We start from the raw sequence: 19,764 nt of genomic DNA, 5'->3' as shown, positions 1-19,764 counted from the left end.
TTCCGCAGTCTGCGGAACATATTATTCATTGTATCAGATTTCCCGGCCGCTTACAATGGATAAATATAAGAGCCCTTTCATTTGCAGTCTTCTTTTGTTTGTGATACTATATTTTCAGCCGCCGGCTATGTAAGGCGCCGGAAGGATTTTGAGTCCGGACGCCTCCGCTGTTTCAAACCGGCACAAAGAATATTTGACAGGAATGGAGAATGATCATGCACACATTAGCGATTGAGATTTCGCAGCTTTTTGAATTTTTAAAAAACGGTACCTCCGCTTTTCACGTCACCGCCCACAGTAAAAAGGTGCTTACGGAGGCTGGCTTTACAGAGTTAAAGTTAAAAGAGCCCTGGCCGCTGGAACGGGGCGGGCGTTATTTCTGCTGCCCCTTCGATACCACACTTTATGCATTTACCATCGGCCGGGACTGGGATCTGTCCCGCGGTATCCACATTGGGGGAGCGCACACGGACTTTCCGGCCATTAAGGTAAAACCGAAGCCGGAAATATTTACACAGGGATATATGCAGTTGAACACAGAGCTCTACGGCGGGCCCATCTTAAGCACCTTTTTCGACCGTTCCCTCTCCCTGGCGGGAAAGGTGGTCACACGGGGTTCCTCTTACGACCGCCCCGTCAGCCACCTGATCGACTTTCAGCGCCCTGTGGCCTGTCTGCCGAACCTGGCCATCCATATGAACCGTACAGCCAACGAGAAGGGTACTCCTGTGGACAACCAGAAGCATCTGCTCCCGATCCTCGGAACCCTGAACGATATGCTGAACAAGGATTCAACCCTGGTGAAGCTGCTGGCAGAAGAGTTGGATGTGGATCCATCCGAGATTCTGGACTACGACCTGTGCTTGTATAATCTGGAGCAGCCGGAGCTGGCAGGCATCACGGAGGAATTTCTCTGCGCTCCCAGGCTTGATGATATCACTTCGGTCTGCGCGCTGGTGCATGCTCTGGCAGAAAGCCAAAATCCGAACCGCGTCAATCTGGTCTGCCTTTTTGATCATGAGGAGATCGGCAGTCTCAGCAAGCAGGGCGCGGATTCTTTCCTTCCCAACGTGGTCGTTGGAAAAATCTGGCAGGCTTTTGGAAAAAGTATGATTGACTGTATGGCTGACCTGTCGGACGGCCTGATGCTTTCCGCGGACGTGGCCCATGCCTACCATCCCAACTATCCGGCAGTACAGGATGTTACCAATTATCCGGTCATCAATCAGGGCTTTGTGTTCAAGTCCGCCAGCAACCAGTCCTATGCCTGGGACTGTGAAGCTCTCGCGTCCATGATTGCCCTGTGCGAGGACAGGCAGATCCCTTACCAGCGTTTTGCCAAGCATTCCAACACAAAAGGGGGCGGGACGATTGCCTCGATTCTCTCCTCCCACCTGCCTGTGCGGACGATCGATACCGGGGCCGGCATTTTGGCCATGCATTCCAGCCGGGAAATGATGGGCGTCAAGGACCAGATCGCGCTGAGCCGGTTCGCGAAGGCATTCTTCGAGTAGACTGAGTTAGGAATACCCTGGTTCATATTGACTGTACCCGATTATAGGAATACTTTTTCTCACAAGAAGGGGCTTTCTGAATTATCAGAAAGCCCCTTAAAATCACTTTTTACTGATTTTTTATATGACACAAAAATCCCCTCATAAACAATAATGAATTCATGCATAATTTTTTATTACTGTCGCCAATTTTGCCAATGTTTTAGCTTGACTTTTTGATAATTGAATTTCTGTTTCTGATTTTTGAAGTAACGCATGATATTCATTTTCCCCATTTATCGGATCAGGAACAACACAAGCCTCAACTGAATCACACTGCGAATCGGTTAGTTGAATAATTGCTTTTAATTCCTCCCCTCGTTCTCTAATTTCTACGTCAGATAATCCATTAGTATACAAAGAATGCAAACGTTCTTCATCTGCTATTATACTACATATTTCTCTGCTACCATCTCTATCAACCGATACACCTTTACTGTCTTTAAATGATGCCGATGATGGTCTGCCCTCTTTCATAAAAATTGGCTTACTTTTTACTCTACGGTATATTGCGCTCCAGTCTCTTTCAAGCATAAAAATCCACCACCATTTGCTTCATTCTATCAGTTGCAGAAATACCATGCAAATTAAATTCTTGCTCTCCACCAGATGTATCTAAGAAACATTCAATTCTATCTTCATAAATTTCAAATTCCAAATAGTCTCCATTTTCCTTTTCATATTCGAATTGAATTGAACCACATGCGGTAGGGCAAATAAACGGTTCAGAAGCCAACTGCATTACAATCCCTCTACACTTCTCAATCAACTTTGAAGAAAAGGCACTTGCACCGTTATCATTCCAATTATCCTTCAGTTTTTCTATTTCACTCAGTGTCGCATTTGCTTTCACATAATTTTTTTCTAATGAATTAATTTTCGTATATGCCATCGAATATATCTTTTCCAATTGCTCATATTCTTCACTATTATATCCTACAGCACTACTCTTTATTCCTGATTTAAATTCGAATATATTTTCTAGTCTTTCAAAAAGACCATTCATTGCATAAGAGACAATGCTGCTTACCTTATTTGCCCCTACAGTTGGCTGTCTTAACACCGCATTATTTGAATTATAATACATTCAGCATCTTTCCCTTCAACTTTTCTGCACACCTGCTTATTGCTTCCTTACCTAATACTCCTTGCTCGCTCAATTTGCTATCCGGCAAACTGTTTATATCAAATATAATCTTATTCTCATTCTTTGATTCATTAATAATGATATAAGTCCACACATTATATAAATCAATATTTTCCAACCATGACATATTAACTTCACTAGCACCATTGAACTTATCTATCTTTACATACTCATTTAGTAGATTATGTAGATTATCAAAAGACATTAATTCCGAAACTAATCCGACCCTATCAATAATAACATCACATTCATCAAATGCATTAGTAATTTTATCATTAAACCTAACTAATAAATGTTCCCAATTAAATCTCGATGGAATATTAAAAGAAAAATCTAATCTTAACTTATTAAATGTCAACGATGTATTAACATCATTCCAAACACAACGCGGAACATCGTCAGGTGCATCGTCAGGAATAGGTATTGATTGTGGTTCTGTTTTAAAAACATCTTTCAGCTGATTATACAAGCTACTAATAAGTCCAAATGCTCTAATTTCACTTTTCTCCCTAAAAAAATAAACCATCTGAACTTTGTAAATATTTACATTTGGGCTTTTCATTTTCTATTCCTTCCTTCTGTATGTTAATATCTAAATTATATCAAATTGGTGGATTTCTTCAATACTTATTTCTAATTTCACAAATTTTAAAATTATCTTAGCACCGTTTTGGCACCAATCTTCCGCTCTTTTACTATTACAAAATTTCAAAAAGGGCTCCCCGATTTCTCAGAAAGCCCCTTAAAATATCACTTTTTACTGATTATTCAATAATCTTAGCTACTGTACCAGATCCTACTGTACGTCCGCCTTCACGGATAGCGAAACGAAGACCTTCCTCCATAGCTACCGGATGAATCAGCTCTACTGTCATCTCTACGTTATCTCCAGGCATACACATCTCGATACCTTCCGGCAGATCGCAGACACCTGTAACGTCTGTTGTTCTGAAATAGAACTGCGGTCTGTAGTTGTTGAAGAACGGTGTATGACGTCCACCTTCATCCTTTGTCAGTACGTAAACCTGGCAGGTAAACTTTGTGTGGCACTTTACTGTACCTGGTTTGATCAGAACCTGTCCTCTTTCGATCTCTGTTCTCTGAACACCACGAAGCAGTGCGCCGATGTTATCACCTGCACGAGCCTCGTCAAGCAGCTTACGGAACATCTCGATACCAGTTACAACAGTCTTGCGGATATCCTCATGGATACCGATGATCTCTACTTCGTCAGATACGTGAAGTGTTCCACGCTCTACACGGCCTGTAGCAACAGTTCCACGTCCTGTGATGGAGAATACGTCCTCTACAGGCATCAGGAACGGCTTATCTGTATCACGCTCCGGTGTCGGGATCCACTCGTCAACAGCCTTCATGAGCTCCATAACCTTGTCGCCCCATTCGCTCTCCGGATCTTCCAGAGCCTTCAGAGCAGAACCCTGGATAACAGGAGTGTCATCTCCCGGGAATTCATACTCGTCAAGCAGCTCACGGATCTCCATCTCAACCAGTTCAAGCAGTTCTTCGTCGTCAACCATATCGCACTTGTTCATGAATACTACGATATACGGAACGTTAACCTGACGGGAAAGCAGGATATGCTCTCTTGTCTGAGCCATAACTCCGTCTGTAGCAGCTACAACCAGGATCGCGCCGTCCATCTGAGCAGCTCCTGTGATCATGTTCTTAACGTAGTCAGCATGTCCCGGGCAGTCAACGTGTGCGTAGTGACGGTTGTCTGTCTCATACTCAACGTGAGCGGTAGAGATTGTGATTCCACGCTCTCTCTCTTCCGGAGCCTTATCGATGTTGTCGAAAGCTACCTCTGCATTACCGTCTACTCTCTTAGACAGAACCTTTGTGATCGCTGCTGTCAGAGTTGTCTTACCATGGTCAACGTGGCCGATGGTACCAATATTTGCATGTGGTTTTGTTCTTTCAAATTTAGCTTTAGCCATTTTGAATGTCCTCCTTAATAATAGCACCTGACTTTCAGGCATTTTTAGATTGTTTCGGTTTTTTTACTCGGCTATCCTTGATTATATTTCAAACTCATAGGTTTTTCAAGCCTTTTTGATAAATATTTAGTCGTTTTTATTCGATAATACCTTTTCGGTCACTGACTTCGGAACCGGTTCGTAGCTTTCGAAGAACATGGAGTAGTTTCCACGTCCCTGTGTTCTCGAACGCAGGTCTGTCGCATATCCGAACATCTCGGACAACGGTACGTATGCGCGTACGATCTTACCGCCGCCCAGGTCATCCATACCTTCGATCCGTCCACGGCGGGAGTTGATATCTCCGATGATATCTCCCATATACTCTTCCGGCATGGTCACTTCCACCTTCATGATGGGCTCTAACAGGATCGGAGCGCCCTTCTTCATCGCATCCTTGAATGCAAGGGAGCCTGCGATGTGGAATGCCATCTCACTGGAATCGACTTCATGGTAGGAACCGTCGTATACATTCGCGTAGATGCCGACTACCGGGAATCCGCCCAGAATACCGGACTTCATTGCTTCCTCGATACCTTCGCCTACAGCTGGAATGTATTCCTTCGGAATCGCACCGCCGACTACGGAAGACTCGAACTTGTAGATCTCCTCTCCGTTGACGTCCATTGGTTCGAATTTTACCTTACAATGTCCGTACTGTCCACGACCACCGGACTGTTTTGCATACTTGCTGTCCACTTCCACAGGCTTGGTGATGGATTCCTTGTAAGCAACCTGAGGCGCGCCTACATTGGCCTCTACCTTGAACTCACGCAGCAGTCTGTCTACGATAATCTCCAGATGAAGCTCTCCCATACCTGCGATGATGGTCTGTCCTGTATCCGGATTGGTGTGTGCACGGAATGTCGGATCCTCCTCCGCAAGCTTTGCAAGGGATTCTCCCAGCTTGCCCTGAGAAGCCTTGGTCTTCGGCTCGATGGCGAGCTCGATAACCGGCTCCGGAAATTCCATGGACTCCAGGATCACCGGATGCTGGTCGTCACAGATGGTATCACCTGTAGTCGTCAGCTTGAATCCGATGGCTGCCGCGATATCTCCGGAGTACACCTTGTCCAGTTCCTGTCTCTTGTTGGCGTGCATCTGCAGGATACGGCCAACACGTTCCTTCTTGCCCTTCGTCGCGTTCAGTACGTAAGAACCGGAGTTCACGGTACCGGAATACACACGGAAATAAGCTAACTTTCCTACGAACGGGTCTGTCATGATCTTGAATGCCAGTGCGGAAAACGGCTCTTCGTCAGAAGAATGTCTTACGACTTCATTTCCGTCCGGGTCTACTCCCTGAATCGGCGGAATGTCTGTCGGCGCCGGCATATATTCAAGAATCGCATCCAGGAGCTTCTGGACACCTTTATTTCTATAAGCGGTACCACAGCAAACCGGTACTGCAGTACACTCGCATGTTGCCTTGCGAAGCACTCTCTTCATATCCTCAACGGACGGCTCATTGCCTTCCAGGTATTCCATCATGAGGTCATCGTCCAGATCGCAGATTTTCTCTACTAATTCTGAACGGTACAGTTCTGCTTCGTCTTTCATTTCTTCCGGAATCTCTGTAATAGAAATGTCATCGCCCTTTTCATCGTTGTAGATGTAGGCTTCCATCTCCATCAGGTCAATGATTCCCTTAAAATCATCTTCTTTGCCGATAGGCAGCTGAAGACAGATTGCATTCTTGCCGAGTCTGGTTTTGATCTGTTCTACTGCATTGTAGAAGTCTGCTCCAAGAATATCCATCTTGTTGATGAATGCCATTCTTGGTACATTATACGTGTCAGCCTGACGCCATACGTTTTCTGACTGCGGCTCAACACCGCCCTTTGCGCAGAATACGCCGACAGCCCCGTCCAGAACACGAAGTGAACGTTCTACCTCTACGGTAAAGTCAACGTGTCCCGGCGTATCAATGATATTGATACGATGCTCCAGAGCGCCTTCCTTCGGCTTTGTATGATCCTCCAAAGTCCAGTGACAGGTTGTGGCAGCAGAAGTAATCGTGATACCCCTCTCCTGTTCCTGCTCCATCCAGTCCATGGTCGCAGTTCCTTCGTGAGTATCGCCGATTTTATAGTTCACACCGGTATAGTAAAGAATACGTTCTGTCAGTGTTGTCTTACCCGCATCAATGTGAGCCATGATACCGATGTTCCTGGTTCTCTCTAATGGGTATTCTCTTCCAGCCAAAATCTTCTCCTCCTATATTTATGCAACTTTAAAATCTGTAATGTGCAAACGCCTTGTTTGCCTCTGCCATCTTATGCATATCTTCTTTTCTTTTTACAGATGCGCCTGTGTTGTTGGACGCATCCAGAATCTCGTTCGCAAGCCTTTCTTCCATGGTCTTCTCGCCTCTCTTGCGTGAGAACATGGTCAGCCAGCGAAGAGCAAGCGCCTGCCTTCTGTCCGCCCGAACCTCGATCGGTACCTGGTATGTCGCACCGCCGATACGTCTTGCTTTTACTTCCAGTACAGGCATGATGTTGTTCATTGCTTCCTCGAACACATCGATAGCCGGCTTGTCAGCCTTAGCCTCAACTCTTTCAAATGCTCCGTATACAATCTTCTGAGCTACACCCTTCTTACCATCCAGCATGATGTTGTTGATAAGCTTGGTAACAACCTTATTGTTGTATATTGGGTCCGCTAATACATCTCTTTTTTGAGTATGTCCTTTACGTGGCACGGTCCTTCCCTCCTTAATCATTATTTTCCGGACAACCGGAGATTAAATCATCGGTACTCACATGTGTCTCTCTATGGAAATCGCATAGCATGTGCTCGTGGCTTAAGGGACCAATCTATGCCCGGGAGTGCCGGGCTGTTTAATCCGCAACCTACGATTAGTCATAGTTCTGTTTGTGATACGATTTAACTTTGTAGTTTTTGGGTTGTTCTTCATTGCTTCACAAGGAAGTTCTTCGCCGTTTCATTAGTGAATGTGTCGGCTGCTTCATAAGGAAGTTCTCCACTGCTTCGCATCGAAGAACAAAAGTTCTCACTAAGTTCATAACACATTTCATGCGTTATTCACTAAGTGATCACTTTTTTGCGTCTTTTGGTCTCTTTGCGCCGTACTTGGAACGTGCCTGTCTTCTCTTGGCAACTCCTGCGGTATCAAGCGTACCTCTGATGATGTGGTATCTTGTACCAGGCAGGTCCTTTACTCTTCCTCCGCGGATCATAACTACGCTATGCTCCTGCAGGTTGTGTCCTTCACCCGGAATGTAGCTTGTCACTTCGATTCCATTAGACAGACGTACTCTGGCGATCTTCCTCAGAGCAGAATTCGGCTTCTTCGGTGTCGCTGTCTTAACTGCTGTACACACACCTCTCTTCTGCGGTGCAGATGCGTCTGTCGCGCGCTTCTTCAGAGAATTGTATCCCTTCTGAAGTGCAGGTGCTGTAGATTTCTTCTCAGAAGTCTGACGTCCTTTTCTAACTAACTGGTTAAATGTTGGCATTTTTTCACCTCCTATGATTCTTTCGTTTTCCCCGCGCTGATATGGACTTTTGTATCAGGCGGGAATGGTTGCAGATAATTTTCATTATCTATAGTAAATCCGTACACAAAAATGAATGCATCTTCATGCACGCTAGACTAGTTTATTACGTTTTTTTCAGAAAGTCAAGGACTTTTGGAGAAAAATGTGGTATTCGAGGTTACTGTGAATAGACCATTCAAGATTTCCATTGATTTATTTCTTACGAAATCCGGATTTTCTTTCAAAATAACGGTATGACATGGCTGACACAGCAATCAAAACCAAAAAGTAAAGTATAAAATTCCATCTTGAATCCATATAAAAAGGCAGAAACTTTTTTTCGATCATAAGATAAGTCCTGACAACCGGAATATGCCACAGATAAATTGAAAAGCTGCATTTCCCAATTGCCTGTAAAGGCGGGAACGTCAACGCCTTTACTGGGAATCTTCCATACACCGCTATAAAAATCATATTTGCACACAGACATGAAACAATCCAGTTCAGATTTACAGGGATTGTTTCCAGGCCAAACAGATATACGGAGATCATAATTGCGGAAAAAATCAGCAAATTTGCAGCAGCCAAAATTTCTTTTTTTACCGGGCTGCTCATTATAACTTCCGCAAGGAGCACCCCGAGAAAGAAGTTCATGTATCCTTCGCCGCAGGTACGGTAATTGAAAGGCAGATCCCAGTCCTTTGTCACTAAGAGCATCCCCCATAATAAAAGAAACGCACACATCGGAAAATACAGCCTGGGAAAGCGGGATGAAGCCTTCGCTGCAGCGTAATACAAAATATATAACAAAATCAGTACACATAAAAACCATGTAGGGAAATTATACGGCATTTCCCTGCCGTCGAACCATCCGTTGGCAACCATCAAAAAAGTAACAATCAGTTTTTTGGCAGCCGGTTTTGTTCCGCTTAAAATCAGAAGGAGCACAGCGAAAAGATTTGTCAAAAAATACGAGGGATATATTTTCCGAATGCGCTTCTCCATAAATGCGCAAAAAGTGCTTTCTTGCTGTATGATTTTATTTTTATAATGGTATGCGGTAAGCAATCCGCTCAGCATAAAAAACATGCTGTTTCCAAAGTATCCGCCATATTTATACACTGAATCCAGCCATTTTACCCCCCCCACCTCAACGGCTCATTGACATGATATATGACGATTCCAATGCAAAAAATTGCTCTCAATCCATCCAGTCCGGCAAAACGCTTTTTATGCTCCATCTGCATTCATCTCCTGTAAGCCCAAAATGCCGCAGAAAACCTTCCGGTCAACTGTCAGAATTTCAAACACATTTTCATATAATCCGCGTCTGTTCCTGACAGGCGGCCTCTTCTGCCGCTTTCATTGTAGGATACCTTTCTGCGCCTGTCAAGCGCACCTCCATCTGACACAGCAGCAGGCCATGAACAATAATCAAACCATGTCACTTTTATGAAAAAATCTGATAGATGTCTGGTCATCAATATTAAAGTATGATAAACTTATTAAAAACCAAATAATTTTTACGTGCGGAAAACGGATTTGGAAAGGAGACAAAAGATGAACTTTTTAGAAGAGAGGATTTTAAGCGACGGCATTGTAAAAGAGGGAAATGTCTTGAAGGTAGACAGCTTTCTGAATCATCAGATGGATATCGGACTGTTCGATCAGATGGGGGCGGAATTTAAAAGGCGTTTTGCAGACACGCCTGTCACAAAGATTCTGACCATCGAGGCTTCCGGCATCGGAATCGCCTGTCTGGCCGCACGGCATTTCCAGGTTCCGGTCATATTCGCGAAAAAGTCAAAGAGCATCAATCTGGAAGGCGATATGTATGTGGCAGAGGTGGAATCCTTTACCCATAAATGCAAAAACAACGTGATCGTAGCGCAGAAATTTTTAAATTCGCAGGACCATATCCTGATTATTGATGATTTTCTGGCAAACGGATGCGCGCTGCAAGGCCTGATCCAGATCGTCCAGATGGCAGGGGCTGCGGTATCCGGAATCGGCATTGCTGTCGAAAAGGGCTTCCAGCCGGGCGGACAGATCATACGGAATCTGGGCTTCCAGTTGGAATCTCTGGCCATCGTGGAGAGCATGGATGCAGAGACCGGCGTCATCACCTTCCGGGAACAGGCGTAGACGCCGCTCCGTCCCTGGCCGGACAGCGCCTACGATGCCGAAAGCCGCGGCTTTGGAACATTAAAATACGACTTATGACAGTTCAGAAACGAAACTCATCAGGCATACATAGTATTGAACAGAAGCGAGGCGAATGTATATGGAAAGAAATAAAGAAATGATCCAGAAGCTGAAAGATGTAAAAAGTATCATGGTTTCCAGGGAACTGCGCGGCGACGATTGGGATGACATGCAGGCGGCTGTCTCAAAGCTGGAGGAAGTTGTTTCTTATATTAATGACTGCAGCGGAAAAGGAATCGAATTTTAGGGAACTGCCCAGGCAGTTCCTTTTTTGATTATATTCTCTTGACAAACACAGACTATTAGTGTAGTCTATAGATAGACTATTGCAATAGGATGAAAGCAGGTGGATACAGTAATGAAATTTTATGATTCCGAATTAAAAGTAATGGATCTGTTATGGCAAAAGGGCGAATTGTCCGCAAAACAAATTGCCGACGCGTTAAACCAGACCATCGGCTGGAACAAGAATACGTCCTACACGGTCATCAAAAAGCTGGTGGACAAGGGCGCTGTCAGGCGTACAGATCCTGGGTTTCTCTGCACCGCACTGATCGGGCAGGAAAGCGCAAGGCAGTCTGCATTGACGGAATTTTTGGATAAGTTTTACCAGGGCTCTGTGGGACTTTTGTTTGCCTCCCTTTTGGCCCGGGAGAACTTATCGCCGGAGGAAACAGCGCAGCTCAGAAGCATGATTGAAGATAAAAAGTGAGGTGACGGCATATGGCAGCATTACAACTCAAAGCCGCATTGCTGATCCTCGGAATTGCCGCGGGCCGGAAACTGCTTTTCCGCTTTTTTTCGCCCCGCCTCCCGGAATGGCTCTGGATACTGGTCGGCATACGTCTCCTTCTTCCCCAGGGCATCGGCATTCCCATCCTGTCTGTCCGGCATTTATGCGCCCCGTATCCATGTGATCCTTTCGCCGCCCCTCTGCCAGGTGTGGCTGTATGGGTACGCTGGAGCGGGGCCGACGCCGTGCTTTTGATCCTTCTGGCAAATGCCCTCCGCTTTTACGGCAGGATGAGGCAAAAAGAGGATCTGCAAAATGATGCTGTCAGCGGTTGGATACAGGCGCATTCCCGGGGGCCGCGTTTCCGCGTCTATACCTCATCGATGGCCGCCTCACCGATGGTATATGGACTGTTCTCTCCGAAAATCGTCCTGCCCGCGCAGCAGTACAGCGAAACGCAGTACGAATATATTCTGCTGCACGAGTGGATGCATATCCGGCGGAAGGATCTGTGGAAAAAAGCATTGATGCTGGCGGCCACAGCGCTGCACTGGTACAATCCGGCATGCTGGCTGATGCTGGCGCTTTTCAATCGGGATATAGAACTGGCCTGCGATGCGGACGTGCTCCGGGCATTGGGAAAGGCGGAACATGCCGGATATGCGCATGTTCTACTGGACTGCTATTGCCGCATGAACCCGTCTGCCGTTTTGGAAACCGGCTTTTTAAGCGGAATGCTTCAGGAAAGGATTGGTGCAATTATGAATCAGAAAAAAATGTCTAAAAAAGCAGCTTGCTGTGCAGTATTTCTTTTTGGATCGCTGCTGCTCACGGCGTTTGGAAAAATCTCCGTTCAGGCAGTAACGCCGGAAAACGTACCGGTATTGACATGGAAAACCCTACCGGAGGCTAAAGAAGTTCTGGGGAAGGAAGGGTATGGGTATACGTTAAGCTTCGAAGTTGTTCGATAAGATTTTTTACAAAAATTTCAAATTTGGGGTTTACAAACGCAGGGTAATATGATATACTACCATTTGTCGAGCGGAAGTGGCGGAATGGCAGACGCGCTAGATTCAGGTTCTAGTGGGAGTTTATCCTGTGAGAGTTCAAGTCTCTTCTTCCGCACTCGGTGATTGATACCGGAGTCCACGTATAAAGGATTCCGGTATTTAATGTCAAATTGGATATAGAATATGCGGGTGTAGTTCAATGGTAGAACACCAGCCTTCCAAGCTGGATACGTGGGTTCGATTCCCATCACCCGCTTTTTTCTTTGGGAAGCCTTTGAAGTTAAGGCTTCCCAATTTTTTTGTAATTGGATAAAGCTTTGCGTATGGAAACTAAAAAGATGAAATAATTTCCATCTGTGCGGTTGGAATCATTTTTATGAAAGAATGGGGAAGCACTATGACAAATATGAAGATCACAACATTTGACTATTCTCACGGTGATTATGAAAGCTGGAAACTTCTTTTTGAATACCATTCCCTTTATATTTTAGAAAACGGAAAAGATGTTTATATTGGGGAGACGAAGGATGTCGGAACGCGCAGTATAAAGCATAACAATGTAAAAGATTTATGCTGTCAATATTCTTTCACACGTATTCATATTCTAACAGGAAAAACATTCGATGAAACACCTGCCAAACATTTTGAAACCTTACTTATCCGACTGATGAGGGCAGATGGTAAATTTCATGTTATAAATACCCAAACAGAATGGCAGCATTATTCTCGTAAAAATGTATTTGAACTATGTTTTGATCAAGTGTGGTTGGAACTTGAAAAGCTGGGGCTGGTCAATCATAAAAGCTTTCAGTCGGTTCTGAATTTAAGTCAATATAAATTTTCTCCCAATATGCCATTGACAGAAGCACAGTGTGAAACATTGACAAGTATTATTCATACGTTGGATTCCGAAGAGATGCAGCCGCACAAACAAGGTTTCCATGCCCGCCCTGTTCTGATCTCAGGTGATCCCGGAACAGGAAAGACAGTAGTAGCCACCTCTCTGTTCTACTATTTGAAAACACATGAAGCATACAAGGATTTGAAGATCGGCCTTGTATATGCTGCATCCGCTACAAGGGCGGAAATCCAGGAGATGTTCAAAAGCGTTCGCGGCCTGCGGAAGAAGGATGTCATTACACCTATTTCGGTTACAAAAGAAACATATGATATCATTATATGCGATGAAGCCCAAAGACTTCGGCGTCCCAAAAATGCCGGGCGCTTTTATAATGCTAAAATGTATGCGGCAAACAGACAGTTAGGTTTGGATGAATCGTGCGATGAGCTGGATTGGCTTTTGACCTGTTCCAGAAATCTGATTCTTTTCTATGATGAAAAGCAGTCTGTGTGCGCCTCGGATATTTCAAAAGACAGCTTTTACAGCCGACTATATAACCGTTATCGCGGCATTCGCCCCATTGTCCTGACAGAGCAGCTGCGCATCTGTGCCGGCAGGGACTATATATCGTATATATATGATCTCCTTTATCAAAGAACATCTGAGAGAAAAGAATTTGACGGATACGAGTTTAAGCTGTTTCAGCCGTTTGATCATATGGTTCAGCAAGTGCGCGAAAAAGAAAACATGGTCGGACTCTGCCGATTGTGCGGCGGATATGCCTGGAAGTGGACCGCAAAAGGAAACCCGGATATTCCGGATATTCAGATTGAAAACACGAATATCTGGTGGAATAAACAGACCGGAGGCTGGCTGCGAAATCCCAGGGCCAGGGAGGAAATGGGGAGCATCTATACGCTCCCAGGGCTGGATTTGAATTATGCTGCCGTTGTAATCGGTCCGGAACTCTATTATGATACAGCAGAAAATCGCATAAAAGTCAGCCGTTCTCATTTATACGACAACTCCGTCAAGCAAAATACGAATGATGAAGATCTAAAAAAATATATTTTAAATACATACGGTGTATTTATGACCCGCGGAATACTCGGTACATATGTTTATGCCTGCGATAAAAATTTGAGGGATTATTTACAAAATTACATTCCTTTTGTCTGAAATGGTTCGATATGGTATATTGAGGTACTTCTGGTTCTCGAAACAAGGAAAATAAAAAACATGGCCAAACCCACTTGATCGTGCCATGCTTTCTATCATCAAGCAGACGCATCTCTCTACGAATCCCGTTGGCGGGCGTCTGCTTCTTGATAAGGAACCTTCCCGTTTTACAGGCTCCCTTACCGAAAATAATGGAGTATAGGGGAGTCGAACCCCTGGCCTCAACAATGCGAATGTTGCGCGCTCCCAACTGCGCTAATACCCCAAGTAAGATTATCTCTCACCGACTTTGCTATTATAGCACACTTTTTTCCAAAATGAAAGAACAGATTACAAATTTTTGCGAGAAATTGTTTCTTTTCGATACTGTTCAGCTTTTCTTAATAAAGGTCGCACTGCACTTCGGGCATTTCACCTCAATCTTTCCTTTTCCCCGGGGTATCCGGATCTTCTGCTTACAGTCCGGGCACTTATAGATATGATATAACTTTCTCTGCCTCCACATGGACTTCTGTTTTCGGAAAAATCCGCGTACCGCGCTGGTGCGGGAAAGAAATGCCTGGTTCTCGGCATAACGCTTCGTCACATCCCTGGAAATCAGCCGGTAATAGCAGTAGATCACGATCACCCAGCCGATCAGATAACAGACCAGGCCGGTGTTCCTTCCTCTGAATGCCAGTGAGCCAAACATGATGCCCAGCCCGATTGTCAAAAGGAACTTCGTAAGCGCATCCAGCCCATAGGCTCCGTATCTCCCCTGCATAAAACGTATGATCTTCTCTTTCATTGCCAGCCCACCTTTATGTTTTTTCGTACGCATGATCCGCACGGTCAGAAGCCCTGAATAAAAACAGAACTTTTGACCGCCGCATCATTGATTTGTTTCAATACTATTTTCCGCCGATTTTGGATACTTGTCAATAAAATCCAAATAAAAATCTTATAAAATCGTTGCCGTTCAGCTACCGTGAGCGCCTGGACAGGGTGTGAACATTCACACCGGTCACTCCGTGTCTGACGGCTCCTCCACATTCAGAATATTATCGCACACATCCACAGAGATCAGATACACGATCCGGGAATCGTTCATCATGACATATCGGTTTCCGTCTCCGTCCTCGCCGCCGATATACAGCGTCAGCAGCTGCTCTTCGTCGTCCTTTGTATAGGTTGCCTCCACGGTGGTGCGGGCTGCCTCATCCAGCCCAAATCCCTTCAGGTCTTTGTCCTCCACGGAGTAATCCGCCGCGGCGCTTAAACTGACTGCGCCGAGCCCGCCTGCCACGGCGGCAATATTTTTTGCGTCATCCTCATTTTCCGAGTCGTAGATCGTTGTCTCGCTGCCGCGGGTGATCACTTCCCTTTTCAGGTTGCCGCTCCCGATATTCGGAAAGGTATCCAACTGCGCCATCTCTTCCAGTGTATGCTGCAGTGTCCCGGTCACAGAACTGCTGACCGTGTAGATCTTCCCTGTCGCGTTGTTCAGCAGATAGTAAGCTTCTTCCACCGCGTTTCCAATACTCAGAGTAGTCTCATTTCCTTCCGCGTCCGTCAGCTTTACCGTGTATGCGGGGTCTTTCAGGCCGTAAGCTTCCGGTTCGTCGCCGTCTTTCAGCTCCCGCAGGGCTTCTAACTTTCCAAACGTGGAAACGATCTGTTCCGGATAAGTCTGGGCAAGCGGGAAATCCGGGTCCGATGTATAGACCCAGGTGTCCTCCGCCTTTTCAAATGCAAACTCGCCGCTTTCCGTTTTATAGCTGACAGCATGCACGTCGGTGAGCTCTGCCGCATATATCTTTGCCGCTTCCTTCTCCGCCTCCTGCTTCTCTTCCTGGCTCCGGTTATAATTTTTCATCAGGGCAAGGATCACAAGAAGCAGAGGAAGGATGATAAGAAGGCAAATCAAACGTTTCTTCTTTTTTTTCATAAATCCCTCCTGCTGTTCTAAAGTCATTCCCGCATCTTATGCTTTTCTGCGTCTGAACCATACGGTGAATCCGCCCACCAGAATCACCAGCGGGATTCCAAAGATTGCGAACAGGCTCAGAAGTCCCACATGCTGAATCGTATTGTACTGTACCGCCAGGCTCTTCGGCTCAATGGAAAGATTTTCCACCCCGTCAAAGTTTGCGGTCACCGCGTTCATAAATAACGTCGTATTTTCCAGGGTCGTGAACATCTCCGTGAGCTGGGAATCGATTATATTGGCCGTGGAAATCACGGTCAGGCGGGTCTCCTTTGTATCCTCGGCATCGCCGCTGTCATTCCCTGTATCGGTATCTCCCGCATCCGTGCCGCCATCTTCCGTATCGGTATCTCCTGCATCCGTGCTGTCATTCCCTGTATCGGTATCTCCTGCATCCGTGCCAGCATTCCCTGTATCGGTATCTCCCGCATCCGTGCCGACATTTTCCGTATCGGAATTTTCTGTGTCTCCGTCAGTATTTTCTGCAGGCTCACCTTCATCTTCACTGTCCGAATGACTGCTGCCGCTTACGGTCTCCGTGGCCACGGCTCCCAGGGTATAGGTTCCCTCCGTCTGTGTATCCTCAGTCACGGCCGCACCGGAATTGCTGGTGGTCATAAAGGAGGTGGTGGAGATCGTATCCCGCGCCGGATCTGTCAGGTTCAGCCCATGAGCATTGATCAGCAGAACCATTTCCGAAGCCATACCCTTCGCCATATCTCCGCTTACACTCAGCATCGGGAAGATATAAAATGCATTTCCCTGATAGCAGCGCTGCGGATCCGCGATATAGCCGTCCGCGGCCTCCATGCCGTATTCCTTCATCACTGCCGACAGATTCGGCAGGTCTTTGCTGTTTGTATCTCCCAGCAGAAGCATCATCTTGCCGCCTCCTGCCAGATAATCAAGCACTGCGTCCCTCTCATCCTCCGTCAGGTCATTGGCGGGAGCATTCATCAGAAGCAGGTCACAGTCCTTTGGAATATCCGGGTTCATCAGGAGGTTCCACTCCGACACCGTATAATTGTTCTTATCCATCAGTTCGGTGATGTTCGCAGGAAGCATGCTCTCCCCATGCCCTGCCGTGCGGTAGATCTGCTTTTCGTCCTCGCTGGTCACATAATTGACCGCACTGGTAAGCTGGCCTTCCCCGTCAAATTCGTTTTCCGAAATACTGCCTGTATAATAATAGGAAGAGTAATCCACCACCACGATTTTATCAAATGTCACTGTCGTGTTTCTTCCCGTCTTTTCACAGGAGACCACGATCGAATTTTCCGACGCGTCGTAATCCTGCAGTGCGGAAGGATGCAGCACCGGATCAATCCATTCCACAGAAATATTTTTGGAAAGGGAGGCATATTTGCTCAGAAATGTCCGAATCCGTTCGTCTGCCTCTTCCTTCACGGCCAGCACCGTAAATTTGACCTCTGTATCCAGGTCTTTCAGGAAATCCCTGCTTGTATCGGTAATCTCGTAAATCTTTGAACTGCTCACATCGATATTGCGGTATTTTTCCGGAAGCTGACCAAAGATCAGATTGACCACAACCACGATCGCAACCACCACCGCCGTCAATCCCACGCTGTATATCCCATGCGCTGTTCCTGTCGTATGAAATAATTTTTTCATTTTTTCCACGGTCTGTTCCTCCTAACTCCAACGTCTTTTCTGGATCGTCTGCACGGTCAGGAATATAAAAACCGTAATCACAGACAGATACAGGACAATTCCGCTCAGGTCCACGATATGATTCTGCGTGATCCCCGTAAATACATCTGCAAACGCAAGTTTTCCAAGCAGATCGGACAGCAGATTTTCAAACAGGCCAGGCTTCACAAAGTACGCAGTAACACACCCGATCACGCATACTGCTTCCAGGATGGCGCTCAAAACCCAGTTCAGCGTCATTTGCCAGATATAAAGGATGATGACGCTCAAAATGAGCAAAAGCCCTGCCATGCAGCCGGACGCCGAAGACGGCAGGAAGCTGACGATCCCGTTCCACAGATACAAAAGCAGCAGCACCCCAAACGTACTGACAAAGGCGATGATCTGGCTCTCTGTCAGTGTTGACAGAAACATGCCGATGGCGAGGTACACACAGCCCAGCAGGAAAAATACCCCGATGGAAATGTAATCGACTTTCAGGTAAGCCGTCCCGTTCATTTTGATGATCAGCGGAAACAGGCAGAAGATCAGGTTCGGTACCGCAACCACTGTCGCCATCGCGAAATATTTTCCCAAAACCACTTTCGTCAGGCTGACCGGCGCTGTCAAAAGTAGCTGGTCCGTCTTATTCTTCCGTTCCTCTGAGAAGCTCCGCATGGTGATCAGCGGGATTCCCACGATAAATACGATCAGGGAGCCGGATAATGTATAGGAAAAGTACGGATATCCCGCGGTCAGGTTGTACGCCGTAAAATAAATTCCTGTAAACAGTACCAAAAATGCGACAAATACGCAGCCGATCATGGACTGAAAATAGGAACGCAGTTCTCGTTTATAAATCGCCAGCATCTGCGGTCGCCTCCTCTCCCTGTGTCAATTCCATAAATACTTCTTCCAGGCTTGCTTTGGATGCTTTCAGCATCAGGAGCGGGCAGCCGGCCTCTGCAAACGCAAGAAATATGGCTTCGCGGATGTCCTGATTTTCACCGGACACCGCTGTTCCTGTCTCGATCCTGGCGTATGTCGTGGCTTCCTCTGTCCGTTCGAGTTCTATTTTGTCAACCCCCGAAATGCTCCGAAGGATCTTCCTGACCCTCTCTGGTTCTGCTTTCGTCTCGATCTCCAGGCTGTTCTGCCCTGCCATCAGATGTTCCAGATTCTCAGGCGTATCGCTGGCAACCAGCTTTCCCCTGGAAATGATCATAATGTAGTCGCAGACCTCCCGTACCTCTGCCAGGATATGGGAACTGAGGATCACCGTATGCTCCTTTGCCAGCTCCCGGATCAGCTCCCGGATCTCGATGATCTGCTTCGGATCCAGCCCCACCGTCGGTTCATCCAGAATGATGATATCCGGGAAGCCCAGGATCGCCTGGGCCAGCCCCACCCTTTGGCGGTATCCTTTTGACAGATTCTTGATCAGACGGAACTGCACATCATTGAGCTTCGTAATGTCCATGACCTTCTGGACGGAAGCTTCCCGCTCTTTCTTCGGGATCTCCTTCAACTCTGCCGCAAATTCCAGGTATTCCAGTACAGTCATATCCATGTACAGGGGCGGAAGCTCCGGCAGATACCCGATGTGTTTCTTGGCTTCCTCGGGTTCCCTCAGGATATCATGCCCATCGATGACAACCGCGCCTTCTGTCGCCCCCAGATAACCGGTCATGATGTTCATGGTTGTTGATTTTCCGGCGCCGTTCGGCCCCAAAAAGCCGTAGATTCTCCCTGGTTCGAGCTGAAAATCCAAGTGATCTACGGCAAGATGCGTTCCATATTTTTTCACTAAATTCTTTACCTCAATCAAATCCTTACCTCCCTGGCATTGATATAGTATCTGTTCTGAACAGCTACATGATATGTACTATGTGTTCCAAATGCAAAAGAACCGCATAAAAATAACCTGTTCATGCTTCCTCATCTGTTCAGGTTATTTTTGTACGGTTACTAAGGTAACAA

The 19,764-nt window shown here is 46.3% G+C and carries 19 protein-coding genes and 3 tRNA genes; 8 read left to right on the top strand and 14 right to left on the bottom strand.

Translation table 11 applies throughout. The annotated features are described in order from the left end of the window. The first annotated feature begins 215 nt into the window (after window positions 1-215). Window positions 216-1,514: a M18 family aminopeptidase gene (locus EBB54_RS28835; RefSeq protein WP_125130253.1), complete on the top strand. Its 1,299-nt coding sequence runs from the start codon at window positions 216-218 to the stop codon at window positions 1,512-1,514. A 159-nt stretch (window positions 1,515-1,673) separates the two neighbouring features. Here the strand turns inward: EBB54_RS28835 and EBB54_RS28830 are convergent, their stop codons facing one another. From EBB54_RS28830 to EBB54_RS28795, 8 genes are all read right to left on the bottom strand, one after another. Continuing rightward, window positions 1,674-2,087: a hypothetical protein gene (locus EBB54_RS28830; RefSeq protein WP_125130251.1), complete on the bottom strand. Its 414-nt coding sequence runs from the start codon at window positions 2,085-2,087 to the stop codon at window positions 1,674-1,676. Then, window positions 2,080-2,640, bottom strand: a complete 561-nt coding sequence (locus tag EBB54_RS28825; protein WP_125130249.1) for a hypothetical protein — start codon at window positions 2,638-2,640, stop codon at window positions 2,080-2,082. Before EBB54_RS28825 ends, EBB54_RS28830 begins: the two co-directional genes overlap by 8 nt. Continuing rightward, window positions 2,630-3,262, bottom strand: coding sequence for a hypothetical protein (locus EBB54_RS28820; RefSeq protein WP_125130247.1), 633 nt, complete (start codon window positions 3,260-3,262; stop codon window positions 2,630-2,632). The genes EBB54_RS28825 and EBB54_RS28820 overlap by 11 nt, the downstream gene beginning before the upstream one ends. A 202-nt stretch (window positions 3,263-3,464) precedes the next feature. Continuing rightward, the gene (gene tuf / locus EBB54_RS28815; RefSeq protein WP_016296033.1) at window positions 3,465-4,658 is read right to left on the bottom strand and encodes an elongation factor Tu; all 1,194 of its coding nucleotides are present in this window, start codon (window positions 4,656-4,658) and stop codon (window positions 3,465-3,467) included. A 126-nt stretch (window positions 4,659-4,784) separates the two neighbouring features. After that, entirely contained in the window at window positions 4,785-6,902 is a 2,118-nt protein-coding gene (gene fusA / locus EBB54_RS28810; protein ID WP_004083277.1) for an elongation factor G, read from the bottom strand. A 28-nt stretch (window positions 6,903-6,930) separates the two neighbouring features. Further along, the gene (gene rpsG, locus EBB54_RS28805) at window positions 6,931-7,401 is read right to left on the bottom strand and encodes a 30S ribosomal protein S7 (RefSeq protein ID WP_004083279.1); all 471 of its coding nucleotides are present in this window, start codon (window positions 7,399-7,401) and stop codon (window positions 6,931-6,933) included. Between the two features lie 355 nt (window positions 7,402-7,756). Then, complete coding sequence (gene rpsL, locus EBB54_RS28800; RefSeq protein ID WP_004083280.1) at window positions 7,757-8,179, bottom strand: 30S ribosomal protein S12; 423 nt, start codon at window positions 8,177-8,179, stop codon at window positions 7,757-7,759. Between the two features lie 234 nt (window positions 8,180-8,413). After that, on the bottom strand, window positions 8,414-9,280 hold the full coding sequence (locus tag EBB54_RS28795) for an acyltransferase family protein (protein ID WP_162307234.1): 867 nt from the start codon (window positions 9,278-9,280) through the stop codon (window positions 8,414-8,416). A gap of 480 nt (window positions 9,281-9,760) precedes the next feature. On the opposite strand from EBB54_RS28795, the gene EBB54_RS28790 reads away from it, so the two are divergent. The 7 genes from EBB54_RS28790 to EBB54_RS28765 all read left to right on the top strand — a co-directional run bounded on the left by EBB54_RS28790 (window position 9,761) and on the right by EBB54_RS28765 (window position 14,168). Beyond that, a complete protein-coding gene (locus tag EBB54_RS28790) occupies window positions 9,761-10,345 on the top strand; it encodes a xanthine phosphoribosyltransferase (protein WP_125130243.1) in 585 nt (194 codons plus the stop codon). A gap of 139 nt (window positions 10,346-10,484) precedes the next feature. Beyond that, window positions 10,485-10,652, top strand: coding sequence for a hypothetical protein (locus tag EBB54_RS30640; RefSeq protein WP_170178110.1), 168 nt, complete (start codon window positions 10,485-10,487; stop codon window positions 10,650-10,652). Window positions 10,653-10,763: 111 nt separating this feature from the next. Further along, window positions 10,764-11,117 carry a BlaI/MecI/CopY family transcriptional regulator gene (locus tag EBB54_RS28785; RefSeq protein WP_125130241.1) on the top strand — a complete coding sequence of 118 codons (354 nt, stop codon included), beginning with the start codon at window positions 10,764-10,766 and terminating at the stop codon, window positions 11,115-11,117. An 11-nt stretch (window positions 11,118-11,128) separates the two neighbouring features. Beyond that, window positions 11,129-12,109: a M56 family metallopeptidase gene (locus tag EBB54_RS28780; RefSeq protein WP_125130240.1), complete on the top strand. Its 981-nt coding sequence runs from the start codon at window positions 11,129-11,131 to the stop codon at window positions 12,107-12,109. Window positions 12,110-12,179: 70 nt separating this feature from the next. After that, window positions 12,180-12,263, top strand: a tRNA-Leu gene (locus EBB54_RS28775). A gap of 70 nt (window positions 12,264-12,333) precedes the next feature. Further along, a tRNA-Gly gene (locus tag EBB54_RS28770) sits at window positions 12,334-12,404 on the top strand. Between the two features lie 120 nt (window positions 12,405-12,524). After that, window positions 12,525-14,168: a DNA/RNA helicase domain-containing protein gene (locus EBB54_RS28765; protein ID WP_125130238.1), complete on the top strand. Its 1,644-nt coding sequence runs from the start codon at window positions 12,525-12,527 to the stop codon at window positions 14,166-14,168. Window positions 14,169-14,360: 192 nt separating this feature from the next. Here EBB54_RS28765 and EBB54_RS28760 read toward each other — a convergent pair. The 6 genes from EBB54_RS28760 to EBB54_RS28735 form a co-directional block, all read right to left on the bottom strand. Continuing rightward, window positions 14,361-14,433: transfer RNA gene (locus EBB54_RS28760), tRNA-Ala, on the bottom strand. 105 nt (window positions 14,434-14,538) lie between these two features. Beyond that, entirely contained in the window at window positions 14,539-14,955 is a 417-nt protein-coding gene (locus EBB54_RS28755; RefSeq protein ID WP_125130236.1) for a hypothetical protein, read from the bottom strand. A gap of 216 nt (window positions 14,956-15,171) precedes the next feature. Beyond that, window positions 15,172-16,095, bottom strand: a complete 924-nt coding sequence (locus tag EBB54_RS28750) for a DUF4340 domain-containing protein (protein WP_125130234.1) — start codon at window positions 16,093-16,095, stop codon at window positions 15,172-15,174. A gap of 36 nt (window positions 16,096-16,131) precedes the next feature. Then, window positions 16,132-17,775 carry a Gldg family protein gene (locus EBB54_RS28745; RefSeq protein ID WP_125130232.1) on the bottom strand — a complete coding sequence of 548 codons (1,644 nt, stop codon included), beginning with the start codon at window positions 17,773-17,775 and terminating at the stop codon, window positions 16,132-16,134. A 12-nt stretch (window positions 17,776-17,787) separates the two neighbouring features. Next, window positions 17,788-18,654, bottom strand: a complete 867-nt coding sequence (locus tag EBB54_RS28740) for an ABC transporter permease subunit (RefSeq protein WP_016297622.1) — start codon at window positions 18,652-18,654, stop codon at window positions 17,788-17,790. After that, window positions 18,638-19,612: an ABC transporter ATP-binding protein gene (locus tag EBB54_RS28735; protein WP_125130230.1), complete on the bottom strand. Its 975-nt coding sequence runs from the start codon at window positions 19,610-19,612 to the stop codon at window positions 18,638-18,640. Before EBB54_RS28735 ends, EBB54_RS28740 begins: the two co-directional genes overlap by 17 nt. Window positions 19,613-19,764: the final 152 nt, after the last annotated feature.

This window comes from Schaedlerella arabinosiphila, from assembly GCF_003885045.1.
In the GTDB taxonomy this organism is placed as follows: domain Bacteria; phylum Bacillota; class Clostridia; order Lachnospirales; family Lachnospiraceae; genus Schaedlerella; species Schaedlerella arabinosiphila.
This window is presented reverse-complemented; position numbering and strand designations above follow the sequence as displayed.

Bases quoted from the DNA above. Each gene is read 5' to 3' on its own strand.
- EBB54_RS28740 (WP_016297622.1), bottom strand. From the start codon at position 18,654: ATGCTGGCGATTTATAAACGAGAACTGCGTTCCTATTTTCAGTCCATG.
- EBB54_RS28790 (WP_125130243.1), top strand. From the start codon at position 9,761: ATGAACTTTTTAGAAGAGAGGATTTTAAGCGACGGCATTGTAAAAGAG.
- tuf (WP_016296033.1), bottom strand. From the start codon at position 4,658: ATGGCTAAAGCTAAATTTGAAAGAACAAAACCACATGCAAATATTGGT.
- rpsL (WP_004083280.1), bottom strand. From the start codon at position 8,179: ATGCCAACATTTAACCAGTTAGTTAGAAAAGGACGTCAGACTTCTGAG.
- EBB54_RS28830 (WP_125130251.1), bottom strand. From the start codon at position 2,087: ATGCTTGAAAGAGACTGGAGCGCAATATACCGTAGAGTAAAAAGTAAG.
- EBB54_RS28780 (WP_125130240.1), top strand. From the start codon at position 11,129: ATGGCAGCATTACAACTCAAAGCCGCATTGCTGATCCTCGGAATTGCC.
- EBB54_RS28820 (WP_125130247.1), bottom strand. From the start codon at position 3,262: ATGAAAAGCCCAAATGTAAATATTTACAAAGTTCAGATGGTTTATTTT.
- EBB54_RS28835 (WP_125130253.1), top strand. From the start codon at position 216: ATGCACACATTAGCGATTGAGATTTCGCAGCTTTTTGAATTTTTAAAA.
- EBB54_RS28785 (WP_125130241.1), top strand. From the start codon at position 10,764: ATGAAATTTTATGATTCCGAATTAAAAGTAATGGATCTGTTATGGCAA.
- EBB54_RS28795 (WP_162307234.1), bottom strand. From the start codon at position 9,280: ATGCTGAGCGGATTGCTTACCGCATACCATTATAAAAATAAAATCATA.
- EBB54_RS28765 (WP_125130238.1), top strand. From the start codon at position 12,525: ATGAAAGAATGGGGAAGCACTATGACAAATATGAAGATCACAACATTT.
- EBB54_RS28750 (WP_125130234.1), bottom strand. From the start codon at position 16,095: ATGAAAAAAAAGAAGAAACGTTTGATTTGCCTTCTTATCATCCTTCCT.
- EBB54_RS28755 (WP_125130236.1), bottom strand. From the start codon at position 14,955: ATGAAAGAGAAGATCATACGTTTTATGCAGGGGAGATACGGAGCCTAT.
- EBB54_RS30640 (WP_170178110.1), top strand. From the start codon at position 10,485: ATGGAAAGAAATAAAGAAATGATCCAGAAGCTGAAAGATGTAAAAAGT.
- EBB54_RS28825 (WP_125130249.1), bottom strand. From the start codon at position 2,640: ATGTATTATAATTCAAATAATGCGGTGTTAAGACAGCCAACTGTAGGG.